Origin of the sequence: Clostridium sp. 001, from assembly GCF_019056555.1 — a bacterium.
In the GTDB taxonomy this organism is placed as follows: domain Bacteria; phylum Bacillota; class Clostridia; order Clostridiales; family Clostridiaceae; genus Clostridium_B; species Clostridium_B ragsdalei.
In genome coordinates this window covers 2689319-2703485 of record NZ_CP020473.1, presented here as the reverse complement: position 1 = coordinate 2703485, position 14167 = coordinate 2689319, and the positions used below count along the sequence as shown (strand labels likewise).

The window sequence follows — 14167 nt, the reverse complement described above, 5'->3', positions numbered from 1 at the left end:
TTTAATCATCCTTATCCTTATCTTTATCCTTATTTTTCATATCATTTAGCATTTGAGAAAATCGGCTTTTATCAAACTTTACAACCATACTGTCCTTAGGCACTTTTCTGGGTACAAAAACTATTCCAAGCCTCTTATCTTTGTTCATCTTGTTATAGCTAACCTGTTCTAAAGCTCCAGATACATTTTTTACTTTAAACCAAATAAAATTTGAATATTCCTTTACTATTTCAGTTATTCTATCTTCACTTTCAATTTTTTCACCATTCACTTCCACCAACAAATCTCCAGTTTTTATTCCCATTTCACTTGCAGGTGAATTAGGTGCCACAGCAAGTACCATAATCCCTTCACTGCTGCTTATATATTTAGGTGCCCCTTTATTTTCCAAATACCTCTGCAGGATAATAATTCCTTCATGAGCTAAAGGTGCAAATATAACTACAAAGAATTTCAATACAATATTTAAAACTGCCAATTGTGCTACCCCAAATAAAATAATACCGTATAGCATTACAATAACACCAGATATTCGACTCTTTTCCTTTACGCTTTTAGTAAAAGTCACACTATTGTATCCCACTACAGCATAAAATGGCATTAATGTAAGAACTGCATTCTTCAAAATATTAAACGGTATAGAAGTTTTTACTATAGGCCACCATCCAGGAAGAGACACCTGCCACGAACTTGCTATTGCGGATTTATCATGAATCATAAAAAATATAGCCACTGGAACTATCCAGTATCTTCGCAGGGCAAATCCACCTATTATACTACCACCTTTACTTGTAAAAACCGGAATAGATCCTGTCTTTCCGTCCAATATAATTAAAATTCCCTCTACAAAATGTATTATAGCTACCATACTCATAAGGGCAACTACATCTATCTTTAAGAAATTCAAATTTGGAAGGTTAAACTTTGAAGATAATATAGCCATCGTAAGGCTTAAAAATCCAAGTACTGCACCAGAGTAAGAAAAACATATGAACCTTGGATTAAAAAACATAAATATTATAGATGCTAAAAATACTAAATCTACAGAGGAACTTTCATCAAAAACTATTCCTAAATAGGACATAATAGTAGTAATGACAACCCCTGCAAAAATTCCTATTACGATTTGTGATATTGTAAGTTCAAAAGGAGAGTTAATTCTTTCTCCAATTATCATCTTTTGCATTACAGTTATCTGCTTATTTTTTCTGTATAACACAAGTGCAAGAACAGCTAAAATAATTATTAAATACGGTTCTGTCAATGCAAAAGCTATGGACTTCAATGTATACAATAATATCATTAAAATTAGTTCCCCTCTCCATAAATTAAGTTAGACAGAACCAATCTGTCTAACTTAAAACTTCAAATGCCTAAATGCTTTCCTAGTTCGTCAAAATTTAAATCTATTTTATTTTGCTTTTTGCTATTTCAAGTGCTTTGCTAAATTGAGGATCTTTGTTCCTATCATAAGCAGCTTTCTTAAGTTCTTCAGGATATATCACTTCTACATTAGGTTTTATCCCCTTCTTGTGTATGTTTTCCCCATTTGGAGTATAATATTTTGATATAGTAACTTTGAGTGCAGTGCCGCTTCCTGTATCAAGTATAGTTTGAACTACTCCTTTTCCATAGGTTTTTTCTCCAACTAAAGTTCCAATTTTATAATCTCTAATGGCTCCTGAAAATATTTCCGATGCGCTGGCACTATTTCCATTAGTCAATACTGTCAAAGGTAAATTAGTAAAATCCCCACCTTTTGATTTATACTCTTTTTTATTGTTGTATTTATCAACTGTAGAAACTATAACTTTACCACTAGGTACAAAATTAGACACCATATCAACACATTGATCTAAAAGTCCACCTGGATTATCTCTTAAATCTATAATCAATGATTTCATACCCTGACTCTTCAATTTGTTCAACTGATCTTTAAAGTTTTTTGCAGTATTTTCGTCAAACATACTTACTTGAATATATCCTACATTATCCTGCAGCATTTCACCTTTTACAGTAGCAATGTCTATTTTCTGTCTTTTAACTTTTACATCAAAATTTCCTTTGCTCTCTCTATATAATGTCAGTGTAACTTCTGTATTCTCCTGACCTTTCATTAAAGATACAGCTTTATCTAGATCTTTTCCACTAACACTAGTACCATTTACTTTCTCAATTATATCATTTTTTATTATTCCCGCCTTTTTTGAAGGAGAATTATCAAATACATCCATTACAACAATATTACTGTCTTTTGCTCCAACCTGAATTCCAACACCACTATAATTTCCCTGAGTTTGAACATTAAACTCTTCAAATTCTTTTTTATTCATAAATACAGTATAAGGATCATTCAGCGATGAAGTCATTCCCTTAATGGCACCTTCAACTAAAGTTGAATCGTTTATAGGTCCATCATAATATTTATATAATTGACTTCTAATTTCAAATAATTTTCCAAAATTTCCTACAGTATTTCCCTGAGCGCTTGTTATAAAACTTGTAGTTCCAAACATTGTAAGGATATTTGTTATAAGTACAATTGCTATAGTCCATCCTATCCATTTTCTCTTGCTATTCAATTTGCTCACCTCATTTTTTGAAACATTCACTATTATAGTATTTATGTAAATCTTAAATAATTATAACACTAAAAAAAATAAATTTGTAAAACTATTATAAAATTGGCATGCAAAAATAAAATTTCTGCATGCCCTATATAACTCTAAAATTTAATTAACTATCCTATACTAATTTAAACTTCTAAGAATTTTCTAATAGATAATGCACTTCCTGCAGCGCCTATAATAATACCCACCAGAATAAATATTCCCAAAATACTAGTGATTACATAAGTAGGACTAATTAACTGCATTATCACAAGAGTGGACGCTGCTTTAACATATAATATTTTATATAGATAATAAAGTATTATATCTGATACTATTCCCCCTGCAATACCTATTATAATACCTTCTATAATAAAAGGCCATCTTATAAACCAGTCTGTAGCTCCAATGTATTTCATTATTCCTATTTCTTTTCTTCTAGAATAAACAGTTATCTTTATTGTATTTCCTATTAAAAATAGTGAAACTCCTATTAATATTATAAATATAATAGTTCCTACCCATTTTATAGTTCTAGTTATAGCTATAATTTTATCCACAATTTCTCTGGCATCTTGTACACTATATATTCCGGGCATTCCCTGTACATTTTTAACTACCTGGGACACAACTTGGGGATCTGAAACCTTCACTATGTATGCACTTGGAATTGGATTGTCCTTCTCAAGTCCCTCTACTAAAGATTTATTTTCCTTTCCCAACTGATTTCTAAACTTATCTAGTGCCTGAGATTTTGTTTCGTAACTTACATCCACTACTCCATCTGTAGTATTTATTTTATCCTCGATATTTCTCTTCTGAATTCTAGTTATATTATCCTGAAGATATATCTTTACCTCTACTTTAGATTGCACTTCCAATATACCTTGTTTGATATTCATCATAGCAAGTAGGTATATACCGAAAATAAAAAGCGTAGCTGCTACCGTAGCCGCAGATGCTATACTTATAGTTTTATTTCTATTTAAATTTCTAAATGCATCCTTAATAGAAAAACTTATAGTACTAATCCTCATATCCGTATGCACCCCTTTGCTCATCTCTTACTATAATACCCTTTTCCAGTGCTATAACTCTTTTTCTCATAGAATCAACTATATCGCTTGCATGAGTTGCCATTAGTACTGTTGTTCCAGCCTCATTTATATCCTTTATTGTTTCCATTATGTCCATAGAAGTATCTGGGTCCAAATTTCCTGTAGGTTCATCAGCTATTAATATGGATGGGTTATTTACTATAGCTCTTGCCAGTGAAATTCTCTGCTGTTCTCCTCCAGAAAGCTCATGTGGAAATGACTTGTATTTATTTGCCAGTCCAACTAAAGAAAGTACAACAGGTACTTTTTTTCTTATTTCTTTTGGATGAGCTTCAATAACCCTCATTGCAAATGCTACATTTTCATACACATTTAAAGTAGGTATCAGTCTAAAGTCTTGAAAAACTACTCCTAATTTCCTTCTATATAAAGGTATCTTACTTCTTTTTAATTTTGTAATATTGAGATTGTTAACTATAATGTCTCCTGATGTAGGTTGAACTTCTTTCAAAAGTGCCTTTACAAAAGTAGTTTTTCCCGCTCCACTAGGTCCAACTAAAAAAACAAATTCCCCTTTTTCAATTTTCAGATTTATATTTGACAGTGCGAATATGTTATTATTGTAAACCTTGCTTACGTTTTTGAACTGTATCATTTAAATCTCTCCTTATATTTAACAAGTTTTTCAGCTTGCTACATTACAAAATTCATTATATCATACGGAAGGATGAAACTAAAAATTAAATATATGAAATTATTATTAACAAACTAAGGCTTAAAGTTTACTTTTATCTGATGGCTACCTACTGTAACACTCCCACTTCTATCAAAGTGGGAGCTAACAGTAGCTACGCCCCTAGATAATTCATCTAAACTTAGTGGGAGAAACAAGCTCCCACTAAGTAAGATTCATTGATTAAAAAAGACGATGTTATACGAAATCATAACATCGTCTTCTACTAAATTACTATTTTAAAGCTATACCTTTTTTAACAGCTTTCACTATATCATCTGCTGTAAGTTTATAGGCTTTTAAAAGTTCTGCCGGTTTTCCACTTTGACCAAAAATATCTTTTATGCCTACCCTTACCACTGGAGTAGGTAAATTTTCACTTAAAACTTCACATACAGCTGATCCAAGTCCCCCAATAACACTGTGTTCTTCTGCAGTTATAACCGCACCAGTTTGTCTTGCTGCATTTATTACTGCTTCCTTGTCTATAGGTTTTATTGTATGTATGTTTAAGACCGATACTTTAATGCCTTCTTCTGCTAGATTATTATATGCTTCCAGTGCTGCATCAACCATTATACCAGTTGCAATAATAACTGCATCTTTTCCTTCTCTAAGCTGTACTGCTTTTCCTATTTCAAATTTATAATCTGCATTGTCATTTATAACAGATACTCCTGACCTACCAAGTCTTACATAACAAGGTCCATCCATTTCAGCTACAGCTTTAACCGCAGCTTCTGCTTCTACCGCATCACTTGGACATATAACTGTCATATTAGGTATACTTCTCATAAGCGATATATCTTCTACAGACTGATGAGATGCTCCATCTTCCCCTACTGTAATACCAGCATGAGTAGCGCATATTTTAACATTTAATTTAGGATAGCATATAGAATTTCTTACCTGCTCAAATGCCCTTCCCGTTGCAAACATGGCAAAAGTGCTTACAAAAGGTATCTTATTGCAAGTAGACAAGCCTGCTGCTACTGCCATCATATTACCTTCTGCTATTCCCATATCCATAAATCTATCTGGATATGCATCTTTAAACTTAGCAGTTTTAGTAGATTTTGAAAGATCCGCATCAAGGACTACTACTTTTTTATTTTCAGCTCCCAATTCCACTAATGCTTTTCCGTAAGCTTCTCTAGTTGCTATTTTATTTGACATTACTCCTCACCTCCAAGTTCAGCTAATGCTTTCTCACATTGTTCTATATTTGGTGCTGAACCATGCCAGCCAACTTCATTTTCCATGAAAGAAACTCCCTTACCTTTAATAGTCTTACATACTATCATAGTTGGTTTGTTTTTAACTGTTTTTGCTTTTTCAATAGCATCTATTAGTTCTTCAAAACTATGTCCATTTACTTCTATAACATTCCACTTAAATGCCTTAAACTTATCCCCAATTGGGTATGCTGACATTACTTCTTCGCAAGGTCCATCTATTTGAAGTCCATTAGCATCTACAAAAGCTGTAAGATTATCTAGTTTATAATGTCCTGCAGCCATAGTTGCTTCCCAAACTTCACCTTCTTCAAGTTCTCCATCACCTAGTAAAGTATAAACTCTGTAATCCTTTTTATCTATTTTCCCAGCTAATGCCATTCCTACAGCTGCAGATATCCCCTGACCTAAAGAGCCTGTAGACATATCTATTCCTGGTACTTCATTCATATTAGGATGTCCTTGAAGCATTGATCCAATCTTTCTAAGTGACTTTAATTCCTCTACATTAAAATATCCTTTTCTTGCAAGGGTACTATATAATGCTGGTGCTGCGTGTCCTTTTGATAATACAAATCTATCCCTATTTAAATCTCTAGGTTGCTCTGGATTAATATTCATTTCATAAAAATATAAAGTGGTTAAAACCTCCACTGCAGATAATGAACCACCTGGATGACCTGAACTAGATTCGGTTAACATTTTTATTATGTCTTTTCTTATAGTTACAGCAATCTTCTTAAGTTCTTCTATGTCTTTTTTCACACCCTTAACCTCCTAAGCTATATAAGCAAAAACTATACTTATTATTTTAACACAAAATTTTATTTTTATATATAATCCTGGTCATAAAATTTCACCCCTACATTTAAGATGCAGGGGCCTATAGTTCACAATATTAACTATAAAATTCATAAAATATTAGATGAAATTGGAATACTTACTGTAGTCCTACACTCACTAGAAGTGCACCATCTACCTTTTTCATATCTACATCTGTCATATGACCAATTTTTTCCTTTAATCTTCTTTTATCTAAAGTTCTTATTTGTTCAAGCAGCACTACCGAATCTTTATTTAGCCCATAGGCTTCTGAAGAAATTTCAACATGAGTAGGTAGTTTTGCTTTATTTATCTGAGAAGTAATAGCCGCAACAATTACAGTGGGACTGTACTTATTACCTACATCATTTTGTAGGATAATAACCGGCCTTACCCCTCCTTGTTCAGACCCAACTACAGGGCTCAAATCAGCATAAAATATATCTCCTCTTTTCACTACTGTTGTCATCTGACAAATCACTCTCCGAAAGCTTCGCTTCATATTCTTTTAATTCCTTTATGTCACTTGCAAAGCCCATTTCTGCGAATTCAAGATTAAGCTGCGCCATTTCCCTATATCCTTTTTCCATTTCTGATATTCTATTTAACCTTTTTTTCTCATTAATATATAATATGATAACTTCCCTAATAAATTCACTTCTTTTTTTGCAATCTTCTTTAAGTGCTTTGTTAAATTCATTGTATAGTGTTTCTGAGAGGTTTACCACCAATCTTTTAGAATTTGACATATACAAATTAATACCTCCTATTACCCTAAGCGAAAGATATATACAACGTAATTATATTACCAAATCCACAAGTGTGTCAAAGAAATTATCTTTAATTTCAACATTTTTCTACTTGTATTTTTTACATAGGGCTTTTCATATCTATATTGATTTAATATAACTTTTGCCATGTTTCTATTTAAGTCTATTATAATTTTATATGTAACAATTTCAGATATTAATTAAATATATATGTAATAATTCATTGTAGTTACTTGCATATTGTATAATATACTTTTTACACCCAATTACTAATTTTATGTTAATCTCATGGTAATCATTTGTAATGCAAATCAACTTTATGAATAAAATTTTCATTCATTAATCTTATTATTATCCTATACCAATTTCTAAGCTTATATTCATAATTTTCTGGTGTGTATATGTCTATATATCAGATTGGAAAATATGTTTTAAGAAATGTTTCAGTTTTTTCATATACATAATTACTTATATAATAATTATTGAAAACGCAGTTTGTCAAAAGCCATATGCAAGTATCCCTTTCTAAATATGTAATTAATTTAATTCTATGATTTTATTTATTAAAATTTATTTACAATTAAGATATAACTGCTGCATATAGCAATTATCTTAACTTAAAAAGTAGAGTACATATGACAGTTAAAAAAATATATATGAACTTGTTATCTTCTGTAATTTTAACTACTTTACTATCTTTTGTATTAGACTTCAATCAACTTTTTTTAGCTCTTGTCCACATCGTCTGATTGAAGATACCTATTATATACAACATCACTTTAAATTAATTTTTACTATATATGCCTATAATGCTTAACTATAAATATATCACCCCCTAAAATACCTTATTGATTAAAAATATTACTTACATGTTCTTATACTAAAACTAATTTATCTTAAACATATCCTCTTTTAATTCCACATTGGCTTTAAAATCGGTATATTTAATTTCTATCCGTTTTTTATATTTAGAATCGTATATTATGACGTATGCAGGAACATTATTTTTTATATTTACATACAACTGGGCTTTATACATATTTTTATTATTGCCAGGTATGTCTAAATTTATAACTTGATATTCTTCATTTCCCACCTTTTTAAATGAATTTTCAATCTTTTCATTCGTATAAAGGAGAGAGATATATTCTTTTATAAAACTAAACTTAAATAAACTTTGAAAATTTTTATCTATATTATAGGAATTTCCTCGCTTAATATCTTTAACATGTATCTTGCTTTCTTTATAAATAATTATTCTATTGTTGTCTAAATCAAACCTCTCTCCATATCTACTGTCATAAAATTGCTTTCCATTGTAATTTATCTGCTGTTTGTCATTTTTTATTAAAATATTTACATTGCAGTTGTAGCTGTTCAAATTCTTTAAATAATAAATTATTTTCTCTGTATTTTGAGGGTCTTTACCACAAGATGAAAAAATTACACTTAAAATAAAAAACATAATTCCTAATATCAGTAGTCTTTTTCTCACTTCGTTCCTCCAGTTTTCACAACTTTTTACTACTAATCTATTCTATTATGTTTTTCTATATTACTTTTTTATGAAATAATTATATGAAAATAAGACTATTCTGTTAATTTTTTTATTGAAAAAGGCAATTGATGCAAAACATGACTGGCATTTACAGAATACATATCTTTGGATAATTCTTCTCCCACATACCCATGTATAAATGCAGCAATAGAAGCTGCTTCAAAAGGGCCTTGTTTTTGTGCAGAAAAAGAAGCTATAATTCCCGTTAGACAATCTCCCATACCACCTGAAGCCATAGCTGAATTTCCTGTAGAATTTATGGCAACTAAGTTTCCATCTGTAATAACCGTGTTATATCCTTTTAAAAGTACAATTACATTATACTCCTTCGCAAAGTCTTTGGCTACTTTAATTCTATTTTCGCATATATATTCAATTCCTAAACTGGTAATTCTAGACATTTCTCCCAAATGAGGGGTTAAAATCACATCACATTTTTTTTCTTTTAAAATGTTAAGATTTCCACTTAAAACATTGATCCCATCTGCATCTATTACTACCGTTTTTCTGAAAGTAGTAATAACCTTTTTCACCAAGTTTAAAGTACTATCATTAGCTCCCATACCTGGTCCTATAGCAATAGCATCGCTTTTTTCTATAGTCTTTTCTAATTTTAGATTTTCTTCCAAATCTATAGTCATACCTTCAACAAGCTTTTCACTAAGTATAGGTTGTATATCTTTATAACATCCTAAAGTAACAAGCCCTGCGCCACTTCTTATTGCTCCCTGAGTACATATATAAGCTGCTCCTGTAAATCCTCTAGATCCAGCTATAACAAGTACTCTTCCATAATCTCCTTTATGACTAAACTTATCTCTAATTTTTAGTTTTCCTTTTATAAAATCTTGATCCATTATAAATTCAGATCCAGAAAATCTTTCAACAGCTAAATTTGGAATTCCTATGTCCTCTACTATCACTTCACCTGTAAATCTATCACTTCCATATTTTAAAAATCCCATTTTATATAGCTGAAAAGTAATAGTTTTATTAGCTCTCACACAGTTGCCCATAACATTTCCAGTATCACCATTAAGCCCTGAGGGAATATCTATAGAAATAACATAGCTGCCATACTTATTAATAAGATCTATTACAGAATCTTGTATTCCCAGTATATTTCTAGAAATTCCTGTTCCAAACAGAGCATCTATAGTAACATCACTTTCCTTTATACACTCTTTAAGTTGTACAAGGCTTTCTTCTGAATCTACTACATTCAAATTAATTCTTAAATTTTTTAAAATATTGTAATTTATGCTGCAATCTTCACTCATTCCGCTTTCTTTTCCAACTAAAAATACATGAACCTTTTTGTTTAAATTATAAAGATGTCTTGCTACCGCAAAGCCATCTCCACCATTATTTCCCTTTGTACAAATTACACAAAAAGAATCACATTTTTTTAGATCTATGTTTTTCACTACCTTTAGTGCTGCATTTTCCATAAGTACAATCCCTGGTATTTTTAATTCATTTATACTGTACCCATCTACAGCTCTAGCTGTTTTTACAGTCGCTATCTTCAACTTCATCTACCTCCATTACGGCATAGGCTATAGCATTATCCACTCCATGAGATATACTGAGATGAATCTTATAATTTCCACATTTATTAGCTATTAACTTTGCCTTTCCCTTTAATACTACAATTGGTTTACCTAAAGCAGTTCTATCTACTTCTATATCTCTAAAATCAAAACCACTAAATCCAGTTCCTAGTGCCTTTACTATAGCTTCCTTAGCAGCAAACCTTCCTGCTATAAATTCAGGTCTTAAATTTTTGTTTTTAAGATATTCTACTTCATTTTTGCTAAAAATTCTATCTATAAAATTTGAATGTTTACTAACAGCCTGTTCTATTCTCCTGATTTCAACTATATCAACTCCAACCCCAAATATCAAAATATAACACCTCCAATTTTAATACCTTTAATTATATACCTATTATACCTATATTATATTAATTTTTTAATATAGGTATAATAGATATATCAATTTTTTATATAAAAAAAAGAGGATTTCTCCTCTTTTCTATTAAATTAATATGCTGCATAATTTTTTTGGTTGTCAAAGTCCATAATGTAGTCGTCTACATAATCACCTATTACATCAACCAAGTGGAGCGGTGAAACTTTATTGTCATATAGTAATTTCAGTAAATTATGTACTTTATACTTTTCAGGACTTATATTTTGAATACTATCTCTTTGCACATTTATCAATTTTCCATCTAATATATCCTGTCTCTCAACTTCAATTCCATAAGCCTGCACCTCTTCAACATCCTTATGGGAATATGAAATAGCTATTTTCCCTTTAAGTAACCTATAAAAGTATACATACTCAATTTGTTTTACTTTCTCATTACTAATAAAATTCTCTATTATCATAAATTCTCTCCCCCCATAACATAGCTCATTATTGTCTTAAAAATATATTAGCACACACAGGGAAAAAAATGTGTCACTTCCTGATTAGCTTTTCTTAGAAATTATCCCTTATATATGACAATAAAAATCTATTGCTCACTTATCTTAGAAGCATATATATTTTTATCCTATTTACTAACAATTTTTATTAAATGATCCTGTCGAAAGCTTATCTATTTTGACTATCTATTTTTAAACTATCTGCAAAATCTATGTTTCCCTATAATTTTAATAAGAGGTCTCGACCATATCCATGAACTTGTTGCTGTAGAGGGATTAAAATAGTATATTGCTCCTCCTGAAGGATCCCATCCATTTAAAGCATCTCTTGCTGCATTTATAGAGCTCTGTTTCATATTTGCATGTATTTGTCCATCCACCACAGCAGTAAAAGCTCCTGGTTGATATATAACTCCTGCTACAGTAGATGGGAACCTAGGATCCCTAGTTCTATTTAGTATTACAGCTCCTACGGCTACCTGTCCTTCATAAGGTTCTCCTCTAGCCTCTCCATTTATCAATCTAGCTATTAATGTTACGTTTTGGCTATTTCCACCAGTATTGCTTCCAGTATTTATTGCAAGGGCTGCTAAAGTTGCATCTCCAACTATACCATCAGACTTTAATCCATTTTTTGATTGGAAATACTTTACTGCAGTGTAAGTTTGATACCCGTATACTCCATCTACACTACCATTGTAATACCCCCAGCTTCTAAGTTTTTGCTGTATTTGTATTACCATATTTCCTCTTGAGCCATAGTAGTATGCCACAGCTTTTACTGCATTATTATAGGGGAGCAAGAATAGAGAAGTTGATGCATATGTAAACACTATAGCAAGTATTAATACTAATTCTCTTTTAAATCCCATAATTTTCTTACCCATATGACCATCTCCTTTTAATGTTGATTCTCCTAAATGTAGTCTGTACACAAACGAAGTAAAAAATACATAAAAAAATGCTATCAATTTCACTTTAAATAAGTGGAATTGATAGCATTTCTTACCCTACTTTTCTTAGCCTTTTTCTCCAATTTGGTATTAATATGTCTTCTACTAAGTCATTCATTATAACTATGCCACATAGCTTTTCTTCATCATCTATTACAGGTAATGAAATAAGATTATATTTTGAACACATCTCTATGGCTTCATCTATATTTTCCTTATGATTTATACTTACTACATCCTTCATCATTATCGCCTTTAATGTATCTTCAAAATCTGACAATATCAAGTCTTTCAAGGACACCACACCTTCAAGCTGCTTTTGATCATTGATAATATATATATAATGTGATACCTCATCTTCCGGATTAATTTCTTTTAAAAACTCAATAGTATCTTTAACGGTTATATTTATATTAAAACAGATAAAATCCTTATTCATTATACTTCCTACAGTTTCTTCCTTATATTCCATAAGTGATCTTACTTCATCCGCATCATTTTTTTCCATATTTATAAGTATTTTTTCTGCAGTATCTTTATCTACTTCATCTAAAATGTCTGCTATTTCATCATTGGGCATATTGTATAACACCTCGTCCCTTTTAGACTGACTCAAATTTTCCAGAATATCTAGCTGTACTTCTGGATCTATTTCCTCTAATGTATCCGCTGCTAGATCCTCATCTAAACTTTCAAAAACTTTCTTTCTGTAGTTTACATCCATATCTTCTAGTATATCTGCTAAATCAGCAGGGTGGAGCTTAGACAATTTTTTATATGGTACGGAAAGTTTTAAATTGTTATTTATCATTTCTAGTGATTCTACATTATCCCAAATTATAAGGCTATCTTCAGGCTTTTTGTTAAATAAATCATAGAACTTTTTTATGATTTTTTCTATACCAAGCCTTCTTCCTAAAGCAAGAACTCCTGTATCTACTGCTACAACTCTATACTCTCCTGCCATTTCTGCAATTCTGAGGTCATTAACTCTTACAAGTTTTTTCCCATTTATATCCACTATCTGTCTATCTAAAAGATGTTTTGATAAAAGATAGGAATAACTTTGAAGTATTATTTCCCTTATACCTTCTCCTTTAATTATAACCTTATCGTTATCGTCATAAAAGTTTATGTTCCTACACTCACAATTAAGTATTTCTTTGCCCTTTTTTATCTTATATCCTATGGCTCTTGGCATTCCATGATCAGAAGATACATAAACGTCCCAAAGTTTCCCTACATATTCGTCAAATTCATTATAAACCTTTTTATAAAGAACTTTACTCAATAAGAAACTAGATAACTTTTTCATAAATATTCCTCCTTATATGCAGAGAAATATTTATAGAATCTACATGAACGTTTTAAAAGTTATCAATAGCATTGCCATCACCAATTAGATCTAATACTTCCCTGCACTTCTTCTATTAAATTTTCTTCTAAGATGCACCGACCTCCATAAGGTCCGTTTTCCATTTAACACACCACCTAAATTAAAAATTCAAATATATGCAAACAACTAAAAAAAGCCCACAGGGCTCTTAAACTAAAACTTTTTTAATCGTACGAGTTTTAGCACTATATAGCTTTAGATTTTCATCCAGCTACATTAAGTAAAACCTTACTACGGTAATACCTGTTCACCCATTGGCATCTCTCGATGTTTCGGGGCAGCAGCATATGTCTATATAGGAGCCTCACCTAACATAATTAAACATAAACATTTACTTTTATACTATAATTATATTACAAATTCACTATAATGCAACTAGTAAATATTAAATTTATTTATATTTACCTGTTATGATACTTTAATTTCATTTTGCTCATTTTAATGTAAAATATCATAATTTATCTTTGCATATTTATATTATTTATTTAGTGTGTGTCTTCTTCTCCTTATCACCATTCAAAATCTACATATTCCTAAATATTTATCTCATAATATAATATGTTATACTAAAAATAAGTGAAACTAATCTGAAACATAA

General features: G+C 30.7%; 14 protein-coding genes and 1 riboswitch. All 14 genes read right to left on the bottom strand.

The window, feature by feature from the left end:
- Nucleotide 1: 1 nt before the first annotated feature.
- Nucleotides 2-1303 (bottom strand): PDZ domain-containing protein, encoded by a 1302-nt coding sequence (locus tag B5S50_RS12770; RefSeq protein WP_217301992.1) that lies wholly within the window; start codon nt 1301-1303, stop codon nt 2-4.
- A gap of 103 nt (nt 1304-1406) precedes the next feature.
- On the bottom strand, nt 1407-2582 hold the full coding sequence (locus B5S50_RS12765; RefSeq protein WP_217301991.1) for a S41 family peptidase: 1176 nt from the start codon (nt 2580-2582) through the stop codon (nt 1407-1409).
- Between the two features lie 173 nt (nt 2583-2755).
- Nucleotides 2756-3646, bottom strand: coding sequence for a permease-like cell division protein FtsX (gene ftsX / locus B5S50_RS12760; protein WP_065079017.1), 891 nt, complete (start codon nt 3644-3646; stop codon nt 2756-2758).
- Nucleotides 3636-4322: a cell division ATP-binding protein FtsE gene (gene ftsE / locus B5S50_RS12755; protein ID WP_065079016.1), complete on the bottom strand. Its 687-nt coding sequence runs from the start codon at nt 4320-4322 to the stop codon at nt 3636-3638. Before ftsE ends, ftsX begins: the two co-directional genes overlap by 11 nt.
- A gap of 312 nt (nt 4323-4634) precedes the next feature.
- On the bottom strand, nt 4635-5576 hold the full coding sequence (locus B5S50_RS12750) for a transketolase family protein (protein ID WP_217301990.1): 942 nt from the start codon (nt 5574-5576) through the stop codon (nt 4635-4637).
- Entirely contained in the window at nt 5576-6400 is an 825-nt protein-coding gene (locus B5S50_RS12745) for a transketolase (RefSeq protein WP_065079014.1), read from the bottom strand. Before B5S50_RS12745 ends, B5S50_RS12750 begins: the two co-directional genes overlap by 1 nt.
- Nucleotides 6401-6575: 175 nt before the next feature.
- Complete coding sequence (locus B5S50_RS12740) at nt 6576-6926, bottom strand: type II toxin-antitoxin system PemK/MazF family toxin (RefSeq protein ID WP_013236988.1); 351 nt, start codon at nt 6924-6926, stop codon at nt 6576-6578.
- Complete coding sequence (locus tag B5S50_RS12735) at nt 6886-7206, bottom strand: CopG family ribbon-helix-helix protein (RefSeq protein WP_029170139.1); 321 nt, start codon at nt 7204-7206, stop codon at nt 6886-6888. Before B5S50_RS12735 ends, B5S50_RS12740 begins: the two co-directional genes overlap by 41 nt.
- Nucleotides 7207-8113: 907 nt before the next feature.
- Nucleotides 8114-8722 (bottom strand): germination lipoprotein GerS-related protein, encoded by a 609-nt coding sequence (locus B5S50_RS12730; protein ID WP_065079013.1) that lies wholly within the window; start codon nt 8720-8722, stop codon nt 8114-8116.
- Between the two features lie 95 nt (nt 8723-8817).
- Nucleotides 8818-10317 carry a bifunctional ADP-dependent NAD(P)H-hydrate dehydratase/NAD(P)H-hydrate epimerase gene (locus B5S50_RS12725; protein ID WP_065079012.1) on the bottom strand — a complete coding sequence of 500 codons (1500 nt, stop codon included), beginning with the start codon at nt 10315-10317 and terminating at the stop codon, nt 8818-8820.
- Nucleotides 10289-10693 (bottom strand): holo-ACP synthase, encoded by a 405-nt coding sequence (acpS, locus tag B5S50_RS12720; protein ID WP_065079011.1) that lies wholly within the window; start codon nt 10691-10693, stop codon nt 10289-10291. The genes B5S50_RS12725 and acpS overlap by 29 nt, the downstream gene beginning before the upstream one ends.
- A 137-nt stretch (nt 10694-10830) precedes the next feature.
- On the bottom strand, nt 10831-11181 hold the full coding sequence (locus B5S50_RS12715) for a DUF6514 family protein (protein WP_065079010.1): 351 nt from the start codon (nt 11179-11181) through the stop codon (nt 10831-10833).
- A gap of 236 nt (nt 11182-11417) precedes the next feature.
- Nucleotides 11418-12107: a spore cortex-lytic enzyme gene (gene sleB, locus B5S50_RS12710; RefSeq protein ID WP_065079009.1), complete on the bottom strand. Its 690-nt coding sequence runs from the start codon at nt 12105-12107 to the stop codon at nt 11418-11420.
- A 118-nt stretch (nt 12108-12225) separates the two neighbouring features.
- On the bottom strand, nt 12226-13488 hold the full coding sequence (locus B5S50_RS12705; RefSeq protein ID WP_065079008.1) for a magnesium transporter: 1263 nt from the start codon (nt 13486-13488) through the stop codon (nt 12226-12228).
- Nucleotides 13489-13725: 237 nt separating this feature from the next.
- Nucleotides 13726-13892, bottom strand: a riboswitch (M-box (ykoK) riboswitch).
- Nucleotides 13893-14167 lie beyond the last annotated feature (275 nt).